The 18399-nt window shown below is 62.7% G+C and carries 17 protein-coding genes and 3 pseudogenes; 11 read left to right on the forward strand and 9 right to left on the reverse strand.

All coding sequences use genetic code 11. The annotated features are described in order from the left end of the window. Together BFL43_RS04260 and BFL43_RS04265 are read right to left on the reverse strand one after the other, a co-directional pair. Positions 1-912, reverse strand: a 912-nt coding sequence (locus BFL43_RS04260) for an IS3 family transposase (protein WP_168176492.1), incomplete at its 3' end; no start/stop codon positions are given. Beyond that, positions 864-1169 (reverse strand): transposase, encoded by a 306-nt coding sequence (locus BFL43_RS04265; RefSeq protein ID WP_084889730.1) that lies wholly within the window; start codon positions 1167-1169, stop codon positions 864-866. The genes BFL43_RS04260 and BFL43_RS04265, both read right to left, overlap by 49 nt. A 1198-nt stretch (positions 1170-2367) precedes the next feature. Between BFL43_RS04265 and BFL43_RS28410 the strand changes: the two genes are divergently transcribed. The 4 genes and pseudogenes from BFL43_RS28410 to BFL43_RS04295 all read left to right on the forward strand — a co-directional run bounded on the left by BFL43_RS28410 (position 2368) and on the right by BFL43_RS04295 (position 4414). Continuing rightward, the gene (locus tag BFL43_RS28410; protein WP_143695085.1) at positions 2368-2859 is read left to right on the forward strand and encodes a hypothetical protein; all 492 of its coding nucleotides are present in this window, start codon (positions 2368-2370) and stop codon (positions 2857-2859) included. A gap of 182 nt (positions 2860-3041) precedes the next feature. Further along, positions 3042-3203: pseudogene (locus BFL43_RS29340) on the forward strand (zinc finger domain-containing protein); the annotation flags it as partial. A 568-nt stretch (positions 3204-3771) separates the two neighbouring features. Then, complete coding sequence (locus BFL43_RS04290) at positions 3772-3921, forward strand: antirestriction protein ArdA (protein ID WP_206186612.1); 150 nt, start codon at positions 3772-3774, stop codon at positions 3919-3921. A 202-nt stretch (positions 3922-4123) separates the two neighbouring features. Then, entirely contained in the window at positions 4124-4414 is a 291-nt protein-coding gene (locus BFL43_RS04295) for a hypothetical protein (protein WP_143695086.1), read from the forward strand. Positions 4415-4472: 58 nt separating this feature from the next. On the opposite strand, the gene BFL43_RS04300 is transcribed toward BFL43_RS04295, so the two are convergent. From BFL43_RS04300 to BFL43_RS04310, 3 genes are all read right to left on the reverse strand, one after another. Continuing rightward, a complete protein-coding gene (locus BFL43_RS04300) occupies positions 4473-5246 on the reverse strand; it encodes a hypothetical protein (RefSeq protein ID WP_240498052.1) in 774 nt (257 codons plus the stop codon). 189 nt (positions 5247-5435) lie between these two features. Then, positions 5436-5762, reverse strand: coding sequence for a hypothetical protein (locus tag BFL43_RS04305; RefSeq protein ID WP_084891114.1), 327 nt, complete (start codon positions 5760-5762; stop codon positions 5436-5438). A gap of 57 nt (positions 5763-5819) precedes the next feature. After that, on the reverse strand, positions 5820-6368 hold the full coding sequence (locus BFL43_RS04310) for a hypothetical protein (RefSeq protein WP_143695087.1): 549 nt from the start codon (positions 6366-6368) through the stop codon (positions 5820-5822). A 146-nt stretch (positions 6369-6514) separates the two neighbouring features. Here BFL43_RS04310 and BFL43_RS04315 point away from each other — a divergent pair, with 146 nt between their 5' ends. After that, a complete protein-coding gene (locus BFL43_RS04315) occupies positions 6515-6970 on the forward strand; it encodes a hypothetical protein (RefSeq protein WP_143695088.1) in 456 nt (151 codons plus the stop codon). A gap of 633 nt (positions 6971-7603) precedes the next feature. Here the strand turns inward: BFL43_RS04315 and BFL43_RS04320 are convergent. The 3 genes from BFL43_RS04320 to BFL43_RS04330 form a co-directional block, all read right to left on the reverse strand. Beyond that, positions 7604-8875: an alpha/beta fold hydrolase gene (locus BFL43_RS04320; protein WP_084891120.1), complete on the reverse strand. Its 1272-nt coding sequence runs from the start codon at positions 8873-8875 to the stop codon at positions 7604-7606. Next, positions 8875-10392, reverse strand: a complete 1518-nt coding sequence (locus BFL43_RS04325; RefSeq protein WP_168176527.1) for a CHAT domain-containing protein — start codon at positions 10390-10392, stop codon at positions 8875-8877. Before BFL43_RS04325 ends, BFL43_RS04320 begins: the two co-directional genes overlap by 1 nt. Before the next feature lie 164 nt (positions 10393-10556). Then, the gene (locus BFL43_RS04330) at positions 10557-12617 is read right to left on the reverse strand and encodes a hypothetical protein (protein WP_084891124.1); all 2061 of its coding nucleotides are present in this window, start codon (positions 12615-12617) and stop codon (positions 10557-10559) included. A gap of 183 nt (positions 12618-12800) precedes the next feature. On the opposite strand from BFL43_RS04330, the pseudogene BFL43_RS29345 reads away from it, so the two are divergent. Further along, positions 12801-12983 (forward strand): annotated as a pseudogene (locus BFL43_RS29345) (zinc finger domain-containing protein); the annotation flags it as partial. Positions 12984-13019: 36 nt separating this feature from the next. Here BFL43_RS29345 and BFL43_RS04340 read toward each other — a convergent pair. After that, on the reverse strand, positions 13020-13877 hold the full coding sequence (locus tag BFL43_RS04340; protein ID WP_084891125.1) for a hypothetical protein: 858 nt from the start codon (positions 13875-13877) through the stop codon (positions 13020-13022). Positions 13878-14223: 346 nt separating this feature from the next. Between BFL43_RS04340 and BFL43_RS04345 the strand changes: the two genes are divergently transcribed. The 5 genes and pseudogenes from BFL43_RS04345 (at position 14224) to BFL43_RS04365 (ending at position 18355) form a co-directional block, all read left to right on the forward strand. Next, positions 14224-16509: an AAA family ATPase gene (locus BFL43_RS04345; RefSeq protein ID WP_084891127.1), complete on the forward strand. Its 2286-nt coding sequence runs from the start codon at positions 14224-14226 to the stop codon at positions 16507-16509. A gap of 201 nt (positions 16510-16710) precedes the next feature. Beyond that, positions 16711-16863, forward strand: a pseudogene (locus BFL43_RS04350) (zinc finger domain-containing protein); the annotation flags it as partial. A 27-nt stretch (positions 16864-16890) separates the two neighbouring features. Further along, on the forward strand, positions 16891-17535 hold the full coding sequence (locus BFL43_RS04355) for a nitroreductase family protein (protein WP_084891131.1): 645 nt from the start codon (positions 16891-16893) through the stop codon (positions 17533-17535). 72 nt (positions 17536-17607) lie between these two features. Continuing rightward, positions 17608-18051 (forward strand): OsmC family protein, encoded by a 444-nt coding sequence (locus tag BFL43_RS04360; protein WP_240498053.1) that lies wholly within the window; start codon positions 17608-17610, stop codon positions 18049-18051. 4 nt (positions 18052-18055) lie between these two features. Then, positions 18056-18355: an acylphosphatase gene (locus BFL43_RS04365; RefSeq protein ID WP_084891135.1), complete on the forward strand. Its 300-nt coding sequence runs from the start codon at positions 18056-18058 to the stop codon at positions 18353-18355. The last annotated feature ends 44 nt before the right edge of the window (positions 18356-18399 follow it).

Raw genomic sequence — 18399 nt, forward strand, 5'->3', positions numbered from 1 at the left:
TGACATCTCGTAGTCGATGGGACTGAGCATCCCGATCGTTGAGTGCCTCCGTCGAGTGTTGTAGTAGTCGAACCAATTGTCAACCGCAGCAACCAGTTCGCTCTTGTAGACGTAGCTGTGGCGGTAGTAGTGCTCGTGCTTGAACGTCGACCACAGGCTCTCGGCACCGGCGTTGTCCCAGCACACCCCGGTCCGACCCATCGACCGAAGCAGACCGTACTTCCCGCAGGCATTCGTCATCAAGGACGATGTGTACTGAGATCCCCTGTCCGAGTGCATGATGATGCCCTTGGTTCGACCGCGACGGGTACGAGCAGCCATATCGACCGCATCGGTCACCAAGTCAGCGCGCATGTGATCGGCCACAGCCCACCCCAACGCCCGCTTCGAATGCTCATCCTTGATCACGCACAGATACATGTCTTCGCCACCGCAAGTCAGATATGTGATGTCCGACGTCCACACGGCGTCGGTGCGGCCCTGATCGAAGACGCGGTCGACCAGATCCGGCGGGAACGTCGCGAACGGATCGACGATCGTCGTCGGCGGCGAGAAGGTGCGCGGACTGATACCAGCTAGGCCCCGCTCGGCCATGATTTTGGCGACGGTCTTCTCGGTGACGAACTCGCCCCGCGCGCGTAGCTCAGCGGTGATCCGCGGCGATCCGTAGACACCGTGGGAGTCTTCGTGGATCGAAGCGATTCGCACAGCCAACTCTTCCCGACGCTGCCTCTGTATCCCTAATTCTGTTGCCCTGGTTGACTTTAGATGCCGATAGTAACCCGAGGCTGACACACCCAGCAGGGTGGCCATTCGACTGATTGCTGTGGTGGCGCACTCCGTGGCCATCAACGCGTACTTCTCTACCGTTGATGGTTCGCCGCGAAGTACGCCGACGCTTTTTTCAAGAATGCGATGTCCTTCTCCTGATCGGCGACCTGCCGGCGTAGCCGGGCAAGCTCGTCGCGCTCGACTGCGGTCAGTGGCTCATCGCCCTCTCGCCGCGCTGCGTCCAGGCGCCGGCGCTCATCAGCGACCCACCGCCCCAGCAGGCCTTCGTTGAGGCCGAGGTCTCGTGCGACCTCGGCGATGGATCGACCAGAATCGATCACTCGATGCGCAGCATCGACCTTGTACTCGGTCGTGAACGACCGACGCTTCCGCGACATGTGAACATCCTCCCAGCGGAACCGCTGATCCCGCTAGCTCGGTGTCCACTACCTGGGGGGAACCTCACCGGTCGCGACCGCGCATGTGCCCATTGAGTAGATCGGCGCCTTTCAGGCAGAGCTCTGGCTGCTTCTTGTGCACGAGCCAGACGATCCGCGCTTTGTCGCCTTGTTGTTCAGCGCAGGTGAGCGCGTGCCGGGCCGACGGCCGTCGACGTTTCGCACCTCGCCATCGACACACGGCGACGCAGCCAGACGCCGCCCTCGTCATCGAACGGCGCGGGACCTCGGGTCTGGTGGCTCGACCCAACGTCGTCCAGGGACCTATCCGCGCGGACAGAACGCGGAAATCCCAAGTCCTTCAACCCGTTCGACGGTTACGTCCGCGTCTGAGCCGTAGATAGCCCGCAGGTGCTAGCAACCGCAACTCTGGGGACGAAGCCGAGAACGTATCTTAACTTCGGTGCTTGCGGATTCCTCGCCGGGAGAAGCCAATTGTGGGAATGCTGATCGACACGACGGATCACGACGACAATTGGCAAATCCCTGACGCACAATTGACATGAGCAAGCTGTGGGGGCTCGCCAGTCGCTTTGCAGTGGCGGCGAGTTTTGTGAGATGAGGTCTCGGTTATTGTTCGGTTGGCGAGGTTGGGTGATCGGGTAACCGATCGGCCACTGCATTAAGGCCTCTGTTAAGGACTGTTGCACTGTCTTTGATGGCCTTCACTATCGACAGCGGCGTTCCAGGAACCGTCATCGCGGCAGCTAAGTAGTCCCCGACATCTATGACGTACGTGAGTGTATCCACCGGCCCTGAGGGCCCCTGCGCATCGATCGTGACGGTGAACCGCGTCGGATTGTCCGGGTCGGCAGGGTCTAGGACGTCCGTATGGACACCCAGGTGCCACTGCATCACACGACCAGGTGGGAGTGCCTCGAACTGGGCCACTCCAGGTTTGCCAGGTGTGGTGGGGCCAACTGTCCGGCCTCGGCGCCAACCCTGCGGGAGGGGTGGATCGAACGTCATCGTGACACTATTGGCGACGGTCGGGCCCTCGTTCTTGAGTACGAGCATCAAGAACTGCCCGTGCTGCTCGTGCATCCGGATATCTGCCCACACATACGGTTGCGTGGCATCTCGTCGCAGTTGCCTCTGAAGTTCAGTTTGCTCGCTCGCAACACGCGTTTGGAGGGCGGTGAAGAACAACGCGGCGGCCGCGATCACCGCGCCCACGATAGCCACGACGGCAGATACATCCATGTCGACCTGCTTCCTCTTGCGCGGCTCCATGTCGAGGGCGCCCTGGCGGGTGCTCGCCGCAATCGAAGTGTGGCTCCTATTGTGGCCTGAAGTCTCTTCGTTGCGGACTAGGAAACTGCTTGCCATCTGGTCGTTAGCTCAAGGAGCATCGAAGCACACTGGCGGGCACCTTGCTGTGGGGTGGATATCTGCTCAGCGCGGCCGCGAGGACGCTGTCGCCGGCACCCGATTGATGCCAGTGATCCAGTTGCGGGTGGGTTCGCTGATCGACCCAATCAGATTGAAAATGTCACGGGCACGTTCAGCATTGTCCATCTCGAGCAATGACTCCATGTGCGAGACACGGTTGCGACTGAGCGACACTCAGATTCGAAAGCTCGGCACCGAATTCGTCGCGCAGCTCAAGAAGCGCCAGGCGCTCGTCTGATGAGCAAGAGTGGAAACCCCGAGAGCATCTATCGGCGCATTCTCGATGACATCGGCGGGACAGCCTGGAGCGCGTCGCAGGAGATCGTGAGCGGGGTCGAAACCGCTGTCCTCGTACGTCACGTAGAGCGATCTCTGGCGGGCTCTGCATTCGCGTTCAGTGGCGGGAAATTGGAAAGGTTTTCGGGGTATTTCAGCAGAGAACTACATTCATACGGACGCGAAGGCCTGCCGTGTCACCGATGTGGCGCGCTGATCCGGCGCGAAGCGTTCATGAACCGTAGCTCGTTCGTCTGCCGGAAGTGCCAGCGGCCGCCAAGGCAGGGGAATGGTACGTGCCGCTGAGGGCGAGTCATCGCATGCACGCCTGAGGAGGTCGGCCGAGCGCCTCGAAGCCATCTTCGACGCCGATCCGAGATCCGTTCGTGTCGTCCGCACGTGGGCTAGGGCTCTCCGCAACGCAGGACACCGGCGGCACAGCCGCCAGCCAGATCCTCCTCGATGACCCGCCGTCGAGGAGGAACGACATGTCCGACTGCAACGCCCCTTCTGTCTGGATGGGCTCGCTCGCTGCGTAACACGGAGCCCACGACGGCGTCCCGCGCCTCATCGGGAAGTTGGGTCGACGCGATCGACGCCGACGGCGTCACCGTGGCCGATCTGCACGCCGGCACTGACGCGCCCTACGACGACGATGACGAGCTCTGGTCCCTCGACACGTCCGGAATACCTTCGGGCACGGGCGAGATGAGCCCCGCCGAGGCCACGGCCTGGGGCCTGGCATGTGCTCGTCGATCGACGAGCACCTGCCCGGCCTACATCGCGTGGTGCGCCACGGTGGACCTCGACGACGGCCCGCCCGACGTCGACGAGTTCGTCGATTCCTATGCGGGAGTGGGACTCGTTCGGCGACTTGGCATCCCAGCTTGTCGAGAACCTTGGTTTGCTCGCCGAGGTGCCCGAGGAAGTGGCCCGGTACTTCGATCACGACTCGTACTGCAGGGACCTGCTGCTCTCGGGCGACTACAGCACCGTCGATGCTCCCGGCGGCGGCGGCGTCTAGGTGTTCCATTCCTACTGAGAACCATCGCACGCACGACCCTGCCGGGTGGCACCCATCCGCCGGCCTCCTTCGTCGGCAGGCCGATGGACCGATCAGCTGTGGGTCACCATACATGAAAGGAGATCACCCCCATTGATCTACGAGGACCGAATCGAACAGATCCCATTCGATCAACTCGTTCCCGGTCACGTGCTGTTCGACAGTGCCGCACCTTTACGCCGTGGTCGCCACCGGTGCGCTGCTCGTCTCGCCCGATCTGGCCGTCGTCGGCATCCGCGCATGGACGACCGCTGGCAACCTAATCACCACCCCCGACACCGCATTGACCGCGCTCGACTGCCCGAACCGCCTGTGCCGCGTCTACGTCCCCCGCCACCGGCGGCCCCTGGCGCCCGCCCCGGCCCGGGCCGGGGGAGGACCCGCAGGACCCGGATGCCCGGCTCGACGGCATCGCCGACCGACTCCGGCCGCACATCGACCCAGACCGACCTGATCGACGATGACACGAGGCCCCGCGCCGAGATCCGGTGCGGGGCCTCACGCTTACCTGCTCAGGACGAGAAGGCCTCGTCGATCCAATCGTCCCCGCGGTAGACCGCGTCGACCATCATGCCGATCGACGTGTACCCGGTCGCCGTCATCGTGGTGTCATCGCCGCCGTTAATAGCCTCGCCGTCGTCCGGGCGAGATCCCGCGTCCACCTTCAGGAACTTCATCCGGGAGATAGACCGGCAGTGCACCGCCACGGTCCCGCCGTCGGGGAAGTAGTGCTTCAGGCGTTCCACCACGACGTCGTCGGCCGGGTCGTCGTCGATGCACACCACGGTGCTGCGCACCCACGGGTACCTCTCGTCGCGGAAGTCCTGGTCGCGGTTGTTCTGCGCGAACCCGAACGTCGCGACCGTGCGCGGGTCACGCGTCTCGTGGCGGGCGTCCCATTGGTCGGCGAGCTGCTTCATGAAGAAGTTGTATCCGGAGTCGACCAGGTCTCCGTCGCCGGCGCGCAGCTCCCTGGCCACGGAGACCTCGAAGTCGTCGGGCCCCGGGCCAGTGCGCACCCGATGCACAACCGTGCCGTCCTCGACCGAGAAGGAGTCCATCACGTATCGGACCGGCCGCTCGCCGGTCGCGCGGAACGAGTCGACGTCGCCCTCGCGGGCGATCAGCTCGATCGTCCAGTCGTAGTACTTGCCGCCGCGGACCCCGTACCGCACGTGCAGCTCGGTGTTCACCGGGTTGCCGTTGCCATAGGGTCCCAGCGACCCGACGAACTCGTTGTATTCCATACCCGTGGTCGGCACCTTGTAAGGCCTCGTCTCAGTCATACCGGCGACGATAGTGCTCAGTGCAGACACCCTTTCCAAGACACGTGATCTTGGCGTGCAGTACCGCGACAGCCGTTAGCTAGGCGACACGAAACGGACGACAGCCGGCTGTGGGCTCCGACTTAGTAGAGGGAGAGCCCGGCGGCAGCCAAGGCATCGAACGGGACGTCAAATGGCGAACTGTCGTCGTCAGCCACGATTATTCGCCACCCAGGTCCCTCGGCGGTCTTTGCTTCCGGGCGGTCGAATCCTCATCTGTGAGTTGAACACCGCTAGCACGCCCGGATACTCGTCGACCAGATCGACCATGAACGCGTCGTCCGACATGATGTTGTACCCGATGACCACTATTAGTGAGTCGACCTGGCGGCGCACCAACTCGTAGTACGCAATCGAATGCTGATTGTTCAACCCGCTGGTCGCCGCCACCACAGGCTTGCGCGCACCGCCGTTGTACATCCGCCTGCGCCACTGGGGTACTCCCGCGTAACAGCCCTGCGGCTGGTCGACGCTCATGGCCGTACTCGAGATGATCCGGCCACGCGAAGCCGATGTCGCCACCGGTCGGCTGCATCAGCCGGTCACGACCTCCCACCGCGCCAGCTCCGCAGACTCCGACGGTTTGCCGTTCCACAGATGCGCCTGGAAGTCACTGTCCTTGAGCTTGATCTCACCGGTCGTGTCAGTCTCAGTGAAGCTCGCGTAGTGCGCGACGTACAGCGCGAAGACCTGCTCGCTGACCGGCGCAGCTTTGTAGGCCATGGCGAATGCCGTGGCCACCGGGCGCAACTCGTCGGTGGTCGTGATGTCGCCGCCGCACAAGTCGATAGCGATGGCGAACTCACCCGGATGGTCGCTGTCGGTCGACCGTCGGCCGGTCACCAGCGAGACGCCTCCAGGCAGCGCAACACTTTCCGCGACCGCCTGGGCCGCAGGGCCCTGGCCCTTATCCTCGCGTCCACCTTCGCTGAACGGCACCATGTCCCGGCACTCGCCTGCAGTGGCCGTGCTCGTGGCCGTGGTACCCGTGGTCTCGGCGTCGGTAGTGCTTTCGCTGCTACACCCGGCCAGCACTAGCGCCGCCGCTGCGGCCAGCGCGCCGCACATCTTCATGGTTCTCATGCGCATCAGCATCTCAGGTCAGCGCCGGGGAGTGTTGCTGCCCACGTCGATACCTGCACCGACACAACATCCTTAGTCCTGTGAACGAGTCGGCGCAGGTGAGCCGTCGCCATGAGTTCTCGCCGGTGCTGAGATACTCAGCCACCGTGAGCTATGAATCCCTGTACCCCCGAGAACTTGCTGAGCACGTTGGCTACGTCGTTCTAGAAGCCGCCGAGACCGAAGACCTGATCGGTGAACTGCTCGTGCTGCGCGGTGGTCTCGACAAACCTGATCCGAACTGGTGGGCCAGCGGCGAAGCGCTGGCCAAAGCCATCGAGAAGATCGGCGATCCGGCGCTTCAACCGATCGCCGATGAGATGAGAGAACTACTCGCCCAGCGCAATGCATTGGTGCACGGATTGTTCCTCGGCTATGGACAGCCCCGGGTGACCATGAAGCGTCATCGAGGCAACAAGGGCGACGCACCGTCCTTCCAGTTCCGGGGAGAGTGGACTGACGCAGCACTGGCAGATGTGGCCCATCGTTTCCACCTACTCGGCCGAATGGTCGATAACGCGATCAGTGACGCGATGGGTATCACCTCGCCGTCAAGTCCGTGAGTGTTCGATCAGCCGGACCAACCGACACCCCCTGATCTCGATCGGCGGTCTCCGGGGTGCATCGTGATCGACACCGTCGGCTCTCGCCCTCACTTCCATCAGGCTGTCCGCAAGCCGGCGGGTGAGCGGACACTCGGCGCCATACGCCCACCGGGGGCGAACGGTGTCCACAAGACCTGGCGGGTGGTGTCGCCCCGTCGACGCACCCTTACCGAGCCAGCAGGGGGCTGAGAAAGGTGCCGCATAAGGGATCAAACCTGCTGGTAATGGGTGCTACCGCTGGCCTTGAGGCCGCCAAATGAACCAGCGCTGCGTCAGACCAGGAGTCGCCTGTTAGGCAGTGCGATCTGCGAGTCTTAGAAACTTCAGCAAGGGTGCTGGTGGCATCCATAACAATGCCATCACACGGTTTCGGTCTCCATGTAAAAGCCGTACATCGGTCGCCGGCCAAGGCTTCGTCGAAACTGGGCTATGGGAGCGGCCTGCGAACCCAGACCACGTGAAACGTGTGCCCCGCAGCCTCCGCAAAACTCGCTGCCACGTTGACCGCTGTACGGCCCAACACGGCGGTGAACTTAACTGCAGCTCGGGAGTTCGCAACACCCCGTCAGAGTCGCGCTGGCCGGTTTCGCCTTATCGGAGTCCGGCGGCATGGCGCATTACCCAAAACCGCTGTGCGGTCTCAGTGGTCTGCGGTAGCAGCCCAAATCGATCGTCGGGGCCGAGGTTGTTGCGGATCAGATGATAGATGTCGGACACAACCGTCAGCGTCTGGAATACATACGAGTGCCCCAGAAAATCCGACTCCACCTCAGTGGCGTCTATAGTATCCACGCCATCGACCACCACAACGGAGTTTCCAGCCCGAGCCCACCCCGCGATGCTCTGAGATGCGCCCAGCGCCCGATCGTTTCGCGAAACATACAGGGTGTACCGATTAGCCTCTCGCGGAAACGATTCCGAACGGTGCGCGAACACTTCAGCATCAACATCGGGAGCAGCGAAGATCACGTGTCCCAACGTCAGAGGGACGCCAGCGGCCAGAGCTTCGGTCACCAATCGGTTGCCCATGCTGTGCGCCACAATGTGCACGGGCGTCCCCTCGGGCAGTGCATCGCCAAGAATCTGGACGAACCTCCTGAAGTAACGTTGACTCGCCTCGACGCTAGTACTGTCGACAACGTAACTGTTGAGGTTTCCAGCGGACGGCCAACTATAGACCGCAGCAATGCCTTTGAAATCGTAGGCTTCGGCCATTCGCGCTACCTGCCGGACCGCATCGGCAAACGTGACGTTGTATCCGTGGACGAAGAGTAAGACTTCCAGTCCTTGGCCTTGTTCATCGCCGTTGGGAGGCGGCAACTCCCCGGCGAGCTCAGACACTTTCTCGCGCAAGTTCTCGGTTGGCGTGAGCGTGATGACCGGCTTCCTTGATCTGCCGAATCCCAACGGCCGCCGCCGCATTCGCGGACGCTCTCGGGACTCGTGGTGATCAGGCAATCCGATCTTGGCGACCCCGAAGCGTAACGCTCGTCCTCGGTCGCCACCGAAGTCGAGGTCGTCGCCCTCGCGAATTGATCGATCGGTCGCATACAGCACCTGAAGCCAACCGAGTCGAACCGGCGTCGACTGGGCGTTGCCAATTCCCCTCTCCTCGCCCAGGTGCCGCAGCATCTGCGCATCAGCCACCTTGTCCGCGAAGTCAGGAGACTCATCCAGGACCGCTAGCACGCGGTTGTGGGCAGCATCGATATCCTCGCCCTCCGCGCCAAGGAGTGCGGCATCGAGGTCACGGAGGGCATCGATGAGGTCCGCCTCGTTTCGAATCGCGGACAACCCAGAGGCTTCCCACACGTCCGCGAGCGCGGTTACCAGGGCCTCTGCACTGCTCGCATTCGATTCCATCAGTCCTCCTTTGTTGCCGGGTGAATTGGCCTTTCAGCCGCGTCCACAGGTGGTCGATCCCGCACATCGACGTGAGCCAGACCCCAGCCGAAGAATGCATACGGCGCCCACGACAGCGGGTCGAGAGCAGTCACCCGACCACGACGAAGTGAATCTACTGCTTGGTGCATCGCCCGCACGATGGCATCACCAGGACGGTGTTGGCTGGCGCGGTTCAGCGTTGAATAGATGGCATTGACAACGGGAATGGTCGACGAATCGCGAAGCGGCATCGTGGCAGCGACCACTTCTCGATAGCCTGCTTGCCGAGCAGCGCCCGCCAGGTGCAGTGCCTCGTTGGGTAGGCGAACATCTCCTGACGCCGAGTCGCACGAAAGGAGGACTGCCAACTCGCCACCCGGTACCTGGCCGTCCGCCAGTTCCCCCAATGTGAAAGTCCCGTCCCGCAAGCGAATACCCGACTCCACCGAATTCTCATCGAGATGTCCGTGTGCGGTCACATGAAGGTAGCGATGCCTGGTGATGGCCTCCCGTACAGCGTCTACCGTCACGTCTGCATCGAGCAGAGGGGTGATGGGGATCGACGGCAGTGAATCGCTCACCGCTTGATACTCCGCTGGAATGGCTTTGATGCCGCCGATCGAGTCGGTCGCGAGGTAAAGCAAGCCCTTGACAGCCGACGTCTCGTTCGATGAACGAGCGACGTCTAACGACCACACGGTCGGTAGGTAGGCCGAGATCGCGATGTCGGCGAGACACGGCCATTCCTCAGAGTTGGCTCGGGCAATCTGCCGCGACGAGCGAGGGTGACGGCCGGCCGCGTGGAGCGGAAGCAGCGCGAACTGACCGATCGGCGACCACCAAATCCTGGCAAGCTCCTGACCGTGGTGGTGGGGCAGGCAGTCAACGATGGGTCCTACGACGCAATCCCAAAGCCACTCGAAGCAATCAAACAGGGCGTGCCGGCGACGCTCGACACTCGACCATGCACCCGACCGGTCACTAGTGGAACCCAGCGCCGCCCGCAAACTAGCAACCTGCTTGTCGAGTTCGTCGATTCCGGCCTTGGGAAGATGCACTGTTTGGGTGCCGATGGCGTCGCCCACCACAAGCGCGGTCGCTCCCTCCGTGCCGGGGACGACTGACACCAAAGTCCCGGGCACGTGAAGATTCTCATAGACCCGCGGATCAATCGACGGGACCACGAGCGCCGATCCGGTAGAATGAGCTGCCGCCCTTCGCTGTTCACGCTCCGCGTTTGCGCTGTCGGGCAATACACCTGGTGCGTCACGCGAATCGCGGAGAGAAGCGAGGCCAGCCAAAGCCGAACGCTGTTCTGCACCAACGTTGTCGAGGACTGTCCGAACATGCATCGACTGCCGCCACAGTATCGATCGGATCTGATCCGCCCACGCCATCGCCACATGGTTCTGCGACTGCGAAATGGCGAACGTCACCGCCCTGATCATCGCGCCGGACATCTGTTCGAGCAACAGTTGCCGCTCAACCACATTCATGCCTATCCAGGCAACGTCGCTGGCGAGTGTCACAGCCTGCCGATGAGCCGCCATCGCTTGGTCGGCGTCTGCGTACGCCTCAGCGTCCTGCGCCCACAGGACGGACTGTGTGAACTGGTGAGCTGGCGGTATGCCGGTTAAGCTGGCGGCGCGACGCTGAACATTCAGAATGTCTTCCAACGTTGCGGCGGTCGGATGGACGCGGTGCAATAGGCGCAGAGCCCGGGCGTGATTCGCCAGGGCCGGCAGAAGGCGAGGCCCGCTATACCCCGCAGAGGTAGCCGCCGCATCAGCAGCATTGATGGCCCGCGTGATGTCGGCGGTGGCAGCAGATGTCCGCCCCGACTTCTCCCGGAGCGCGGCCCGTTGAAGGTACACGTCTGAGAGATTGGCTTGGCGAAATGCCCGGTCCCCATGATCTTCCGGGAGTATCTCGAGAGCAGTGACCAGCCATTCGATGCCCTCATCGAGCAATGACGGCGATGCCGTGTAGTGCGCCTTCGCGGCGAGAGAAAGGCCGAGGTTCGACGCGTAGCCCGACTGTTCTGTCGGTCGACCTTCGGCCAGTAACTCAGCCTGCTCAAACAACGCGATCGCGTCGGTGAGATCGGAGAGGCGTGACTTGCTTTCGAATCCTCGGCCAGCGCGTTGCCCAGGTTGCTTGCAAATCCCGGCCACAGCAAGGACTGGCGATCAGTCGCATCGACTGCTTTGTGCGACTCGGTGATCGCTTCTTCGAGATCGTCGATGTTTAGAGTCGACTCGAAGCGTGCCCGGAGAGCAAGTGCGAGGTCGTTCTGCCGCTCACAGATACGCATACCGATGGGCTCAGGCCTGGTGAGGGCCTCCCGGTACAGCTCGATTGCTCTATCGAGGTCGGCGAGTACCGCACGTTCATCGAAGTTGTCGCTGAGGATGACCGCCAGGTTCGTCTGTCGCGCAGCGTATTCCCGATGTTCCTCGGGGGTTGAGTCGAGCGACTGCGTCGTGTAGTTGAACGCGAGATCCAGATCAGCCAGCGACCTGGCTACCACGAAGCGGGACCGAAGGGCGTTAGCTGTCATCGTGAGCGCCGCCGCTCGCCTGAGTCCCGGCTTCGTCAGGATGCGTAAAGCCTTCTCGCCGGCGTCCACCGCGTCACCGAGAAGTCCTGCATCATCGAACATCTCACCGGCATCTCGTAGCGCTGCAGAAAAAGTCGACAGGCCGATACCCGCGTCCTCCGCGGTCACCTCTTGAGCGGCAGTTCCCGTTCGATACAGGTCGAGACTCCTGCGGACCAACTGTTTGTCGACCGTCTCATATCCGAGGTCGCTCGCGACCGATGCCGCCGAAATGTGGACATACGCGAAATCCGGGTGATCGTCGATCCCCGCATCCAACACCTCTTGAATGAGAGCCCACGCCCTTTCCAGATGCTGGGCGCTACCTGCTTCCCGTGATCGCTGGCGCAGCAGACCACAGAGATTGGCGGTGAGGCGCGGCCAGTCGTCGTTGTCCGCATCGAGATAGCTCAATGCGCGTTCGCTTGCCGAAATCGCTTCGACGATGAGTTCAGGCTCCGGGCGCAGATCATGCAGTCGGTCAAGTGAATTCGCAAGGCTCATCCACGCCTGCGCTAGGACCCCGCGATCCTCGACCGGCAACGAGGTCGCTCGCCGCGCGTTGTCGACGGCATCCACCAAGTCAGCGAGTGGCGAGTCATCGAGACTCAATGTCTCTGCGAGATTGGCGAGCACCTGGGCGAGTACGTCGACATCCAGGTCGTCGCATGTCGCAGCCTGCTTCCAAAGCGACGCTGCACGTTGCTCGTCGCCGTCTGCCCGCCGGCTCATGAGCCCGACCGCGAGATTGGTTTGCGTGTGCGCCCGCAAGAAGCAGTCATCATCCTCATAGATGTGAGCCAGCGCGCGTTCCCACAGGTGAATGCACTCTGCGAGCAACTCATCGCTACGCACGACCTCGAACTTCGACCACACCATCAAAGCGAAGTCAGTAAGATATTCCGGGTCATTCGGGTGATAGTCATCCACGATCAACTGCGCTCGCCGAATCGCATTCTCGAGATCGTCGTAGTCCCGGGTTTCGTTGTACCGATCGTGCAGCCGATTCGCGACCATCCAGTGCAGGTCAGGCCAGTCTTCGTCGCTACGGTCCAAGCCGTCGATGGCAACACGCATGTCGTTCAAGTTGGGCTCGAAGTTGTCATCATCGTCGCCGTTCATCCTGTGATTATGTACTTTCCGAACCGCGACTGTGCGCCGCTGACGGCGGCGCCCAGGCCAGTCCGCGGCGGCTATCACTCGCGAAAGCCGCACCAAACGCGAATTGGTGCTCGGCTAGCTCGCGACCGGGCAAACACACTGCCCTCGCGGCGCCTGACAGGCATCTTCGGTCGCATCATTGCGAATGTCATTGGATGCGCTAAGTCAGGGTACTTCAGCAGAGAGCTACATTCATACGGCCGGGAAGGGCTGCCGTGCCACCGATGCGATACGCCGATCAGGCGGGAGGCGTTCATGAACCGCAGCTCGTTCTACTGCCCGAAGTGCCAGCGACCGTCCAGGCAGGTGAGCGGCACCCGCCGCTGAGGAGGCGCCATCGCACTGGATGCATCCAGCCTGGCGTCAGTCCTTCTTCGGCATCCGCGAGTGGACATCCTTTGCTGCGTCCGTCATTCGCGTCTGCGCGTCATAACCGCACAGGTCGAGCCACCGCCACGTTCCCCACTGAAGAGTGTCGGCCGCGGCCTCCATGACCTCGGTGATGTACGACCCGTCGGGTATACGCGTCGTCCGGTAATGACCCGGCTCGTACTCGTCGCCCAGTTCGACGTCATACCCCTCCACGCCGAACCAATTCTGGCCGTGGCCGGCGCCGCTCGCGGCGTTCCACAGGTACGACCAGCGCTCGGGGTCGCCGCCGACGGTGGTGGCGGCCGCCTTAACCAACCCCTCGTACCCCGGAGGCTTGTCCTTCGGGGAGACCCCGACGCCGAGCTCCTCGGCCCGGGCGACCAGCTCGTCCATCCGCACGTCGATCTTCTCCACGGGCAAGCCGCCTGCCTTCCGGGCCTTGCGCGCGTAGCCGAAGTCCTTATGCATCACCCGCAGGAGTCGACGCACGCAGTCACGAGGGTCCTTCGGGTCCAGCAGCCAGACTGCGTGGGCTCCGGACTCGAGACCTGCCCTGCCCATCAGCAGATAGGGGAGGAAGCGCACCTGGTTGATGTGGCCCTCCACGAACTCGTACGGCGCGACCAGGTCGGCCCACAGCATCATGTGCTCGGTGCCCGACGTTAGATAGCCGCGCGACCACACGGAGGTCTTCTCCCACTTGTACGCGATGTCGGCCATTCGCATGAAGCTGCCCGGCTTGGGGTCGACTACGTCAGCGAGCGCCAGGTCGCATGCGCGTACCACGTAGGTCGCGGTTGCCCATCGGTGCTGATGGTCCGCGCTCAGGAAGCCAGCGGGAGTGGTCATCCCGCGATCATCTCACTCCGCGTCGAATCCACCGTCTGCAAGCCGGCCGTTGACCGGACGCTCGACGATCGGGGGTCCAGCGGGGCCAACTAGTGCCCGTATGGCCCGTCCGCCCAGGGAACTGCATTCACATGGTCAAGAAGGTCCGCCGTGCGACAGGTGCGGGACGCCGATTATGTGGGAAGCGTTCACGAACCGGAGTTCGTTCTTCTGCCGCGTTGCCAGCGACAACAGTGGGCCCGGTTTGTCTCTGGACAAATGGTAAGCAAGGGCAAGGGGTAGCGGGTTGCTCTAGGAGAAGGGTGTCGGAGCCGTAACTGTCGGGACTTCTGCGTAGTCTCACGCCATGCTTCGAAGTCTTGACGTCCACAGTCAGTGGCGCTCCCTTGCGCCTGGCTTCTGGCCGAAGGAGGTCCCGTTCGGCAAGCGAACTATCGTCTACGGGCACAACGGGAGCGGTAAGTCCACCATCGCGGACTTGTTGCTGGCGCTCGCCGGTGACGGTGCCCCTGTGGACACGTCCTGGCAGGCAGAGGATGGAACTTGCTATCGCGTGGCCAGTGGAGCGGCCGGCCCCGCCAGTGGTGTAGCGGTGTTCACCAAGCGGTGGGTGGAGGAGAACCTCTCAGCATTTCTTGATGGCGATTCGGCGTCGGCCATCGTGACATTGGGTAGACAGGCCATCTCGGCGAAGGAGGAGGAGGAGCGCCTCACTGAAGAAATCGCGTCTTTCGTCAAGTCCGCCCAGGAGCACACACGGACGGCCGAGGAACTCGACAAGAAGGCCGAGGCGCTGGCGCGCGAGCTCCAGAACCTCATCGTTGCGGAGCTGGAGGATGTCGACCGACGGCGGTTTACCAAGCACCGGTATCAACTGCCGACGGTGAAGGCCGATCTTGCTGGGTTCAAGGGAGAGGTGCCGAGTACGGCTGACCATGCCGCTGCGCTGATGCATCTTGGGGAGGGCACGCCGGAGAAGATTCCAGTTCCCCGCCCGATGCCGGATGCCGTCATTGCCAGCTTGCGCGACATAGACGTACTTCTGTCTGAGACTCCAACTCGGGAAGCTCTGGCGTCACTGGAGGGCCATCCCGAGGTTCAGCGATGGGTTGAGGAGGGCCGTGAACTGCACGAGACTGAGGTCGAATGTTTGTTCTGCGCTTCGCCCCTTACCGAGCAGCGCCGCGAAGCTCTTGCGAAGCACTTCGACGAAAGCTGGCTGAGTATCCGCGCCCGCGCACGCACATTGCGTGATCAGGTCAATCAAGAAGCACGAGACTTGGCAGCGTGGGCGCGTGAGTGGCCTGACTCGCCGCTGATCGCAGGCGAGCTCCGTCCTACCTATCAAGAGGCTGTCGAGGCTATCCAAGCGGCCGTAGCGACTAGGGTTGACGTCCTCGCAGCCGTCGAGGAGACCCTTGGCGTGAAGGAACTGGACCCAAGCGCAACGCCCACTTCGCCAGACCTCACCCCGTTGGGTACGCCACCCAGAACGGCGGTGGTGGATGAGCTTGTTGCAACACACAACGAGCAGGCCGACGACCACGATCGACTCCGTTCCGAGAACATCAACACAGTTCTCGATCACCTGGTTGGCTCACGCAGCGCACGGTTCGCGGAACTTAGGAAGCAGGCTGGCGAAGCATCCGAAAAGGGAGAGGCTGATTCGCGGGCGGCTTCCGTGAGCGATCGCAGGTTGAGGAGAATACGCGAGCAGAAGCTGACGACCAGCGAGACTGCTACAAGGCTCACCGAAGATCTGTCGAGGGTCTTCGGGCGGGGCCACCTCTCGGTGCGCGTCACCGACGACGGTAAGTCCTACACTTGCTGGCGCGGCGGCCTGGCTGCAACTCATCTCAGCGAAGGTGAGCGCACCACCCTTTCGCTCCTGTACTTCCTGCGTCAGTTGGAGGATGAAAGTCGCAGGATTGACCCGGGCAAGCGGATCGTGATCATCGATGACCCCTCCAGCTCCTTGGACCGGGAGTCGGTGTTCGCTACACACCAATGGCTGGTCTCTGCTCTCGAGAACGCGGGACAGTTTGTCGTCTTCACCCATGACTTCAACCTGCTCCGCCTGTTCCTGAAGTCGCAGAAGAACCAGTGGGACACTTCGTTCAGGAAAGTGAAGAACAACGATCCCAACGAAATTCGCTACCCACGTGTCGCCTTCATCGAGTGCTTCGCAAGTAACCAAGGTGGGCAGCGCCAGACGCGCATCGCACCTTTGCCCGACCTTCTCCGTAAGAGCACCTCCGAGTACGCCTACCTGTTCTCGATGGTCATGAAAGGCCTTGCCGAGCCAATCGACCACGAGCGCTTGTTCCTACTCCCCAACGCGGCACGCCGCGTGCTGGAGAGCTTCGCGAGCTATAACACGCCGGATCTGAGCCACTTCGACCAGCAACTTGAGGCAATGATCGAAGCGCCGGAACTCCAGCCATACCGTGATGTCTACGACTTCTGTAACAGGTGGTCCCATGGCGAAGGGAGTGAGGCGGTGGACGTTCTCGACGTACGGGCAGTTTACAACTCGGTCCGGCGATGCATGGAGTTCCTACGGGCGGCTGACCTCGATCACTTCACTCGCCTCTGCAAGGCCACCTCGGTTGATGCCAGTGTCCTCGATTGACCGCCATATTTTCGAGCCTGCTGCTATGCGGTTCGTCCTTTCTTGGACGAACTTCCCGGAAACCCCGGGATGGATCAGTCCCTCCTCGGGGGTGACTGAACCGAAGGTAGCGGCCGCCTCCGACAACCATTGGGGCCTGAACCTCAGGAGACTGTCCTGATAATCGTTCCGGGTACGGGAACTAGACCCGCATCAACGACAAACGGCCAGTCGGGGTACTTCGAGCGTTCGCTCAACGCCTATGGGCGAGAGGACAAGCCCTGCCGGCGTTGCGGTGCAGCGATGCGACGGGAGCAGTTCATGAATCGCAGTTCTTTCAGCGGCCCGAAGTGCCAGGTTCGCCCGCGCTTCTAGCCGCTGCGCGTCGGGCATGATCGTCGTATGACCGTGAACCTGACGCCCGACGAACTGCTGACCACCACCCGAACCGTGCGTAAGCGGCTGGACCTGACGAAACCCGTGCCCATCGAACTCGTCAAAGAGTGCCTCGAGATCGCGCTCCAGGCGCCGTCGGGATCCAATCGTCAAGGCTGGCAGTGGATTGTCGTCACCGACCCAGAGGTACGCGCGGCGATCGGGAAGATCTACGGCGAACTCGTCGACGAGTATCTCGACTCGAACCAGTCGGCAGCCAAACTGTTCGCGGACGATCCTGAGCGTGCCCCTGTGCAGCAGCGGGTCGGTGGCAGCGTCGCGTGGCTCGGCGAGCACATGGGCGAGGTCCCCGTTCTGGTGATCCCTTGTATCAAGGCCGGCGCGACGCTACCGGCCGGGAATCAGGCCGGCCTCTGGGGGTCGTTGCTGCCCGCGGCGTGGAGTTTTGCCCTCGCTGCACGTGCCCGCGGCCTCGGCACCGCGTGGACCACGCTGCATCTGCAGCGGGAGGCGGAAGTCGCGGAACTCCTCGAGATTCCCGCCGGTTTCCATCAGGCGGCGTTGATCCCGACGGCGTTCTACACGGGGGACACGTTCAAGCCTGCGCCGCGCGAACCCCTCGACAACCTGCTTCACATCGACCGTTGGTGACCCGCGTCGCGTCGTCTCTCCCCGCTGAGGTCCCGCGGAATTGCCGGGTGGGGCGGCGTGTTCAATATGGACATGAGCGCAACCGAACCAGTGGCCAGTGAGCAGCATGCGACAGAACTGTGGGTTCAGCGAACCGGCAGCAGGCGATACACCGGGCGCAGTAGCCGCGGCGCCGAGGTCCTCATCGGTTCGCAGGACGTCGAGGGAGTCTTCACGCCCGGTGAGTTGCTGAAGATCGCTCTCGCCGCCTGTACCGGGATGAGTTCGGACAAGCCGCTCTCGCGCAGGCTCGGAGATGACTATGACGCGACCGTGCGCGTGGCCGGGGACGCAGACCGGGACAACGAGGTCTATCCGGCGTTGAGCGAGGTGCTCGAGGTCGATCTGTCCGAGTTGGACCCGGAAGCCGCGAAACGGTTGCTGGTGGTGGTCGAACGGGCCGTCGACGCGGTGTGCACGGTAGGGCGCACCCTCAAGGCAGGAACCACCGTCGACCTGCGCATCGACGCGGAGTAGCACCGTGGCCGAGCATCCAGGACCTGATTCGGACCCTGTCCGGCTCACCGCTTGGGTGCACGGGCGAGTACAGGGCGTCGGATTCCGGTGGTGGACGCGTGCCCGAGCGCTCGAACTGGGGCTCGTGGGTTCCGCGACGAACCACGCCGACGGCCGCGTACTGATCGTGGCGGAAGGCCACAGGGCTGACTGCGACAACTTGCTGGACCTGCTCGATCAGGGCCGGAGTCCAGGTCACGTGGACACGGTGGTGGTGCAATGGGGACCCGCCCGCGGTGACTTGACAGGGTTTGTCGAGCGCTGATCGCCCGTCGCCTCGGCCGCCCGATCACACCGCCCGCCCACGCC

Origin of the sequence: Williamsia sp. 1135, assembly GCF_002095395.1 — a bacterium.
Lineage (GTDB): Bacteria > Actinomycetota > Actinomycetes > Mycobacteriales > Mycobacteriaceae > Williamsia.

What these genes read in the sequence shown, in the direction of transcription:
- BFL43_RS04330 (WP_084891124.1), bottom strand. Translation starts at nt 12,617, where the DNA reads ATGAACGGCGACGATGATGACAACTTCGAGCCCAACTTGAACGACATG.
- BFL43_RS04300 (WP_240498052.1), bottom strand. Translation starts at nt 5,246, where the DNA reads ATGACTGAGACGAGGCCTTACAAGGTGCCGACCACGGGTATGGAATAC.
- BFL43_RS04320 (WP_084891120.1), bottom strand. Translation starts at nt 8,875, where the DNA reads ATGGAATCGAATGCGAGCAGTGCAGAGGCCCTGGTAACCGCGCTCGCG.
- BFL43_RS04355 (WP_084891131.1), top strand. Translation starts at nt 16,891, where the DNA reads ATGACCGTGAACCTGACGCCCGACGAACTGCTGACCACCACCCGAACC.
- BFL43_RS04360 (WP_240498053.1), top strand. Translation starts at nt 17,608, where the DNA reads ATGAGCGCAACCGAACCAGTGGCCAGTGAGCAGCATGCGACAGAACTG.
- BFL43_RS04340 (WP_084891125.1), bottom strand. Translation starts at nt 13,877, where the DNA reads ATGACCACTCCCGCTGGCTTCCTGAGCGCGGACCATCAGCACCGATGG.
- BFL43_RS04305 (WP_084891114.1), bottom strand. Translation starts at nt 5,762, where the DNA reads ATGAGCGTCGACCAGCCGCAGGGCTGTTACGCGGGAGTACCCCAGTGG.
- BFL43_RS04345 (WP_084891127.1), top strand. Translation starts at nt 14,224, where the DNA reads ATGCTTCGAAGTCTTGACGTCCACAGTCAGTGGCGCTCCCTTGCGCCT.
- BFL43_RS04265 (WP_084889730.1), bottom strand. Translation starts at nt 1,169, where the DNA reads ATGTCGCGGAAGCGTCGGTCGTTCACGACCGAGTACAAGGTCGATGCT.
- BFL43_RS04325 (WP_168176527.1), bottom strand. Translation starts at nt 10,392, where the DNA reads ATGAATGTGGTTGAGCGGCAACTGTTGCTCGAACAGATGTCCGGCGCG.
- BFL43_RS04310 (WP_143695087.1), bottom strand. Translation starts at nt 6,368, where the DNA reads ATGAGAACCATGAAGATGTGCGGCGCGCTGGCCGCAGCGGCGGCGCTA.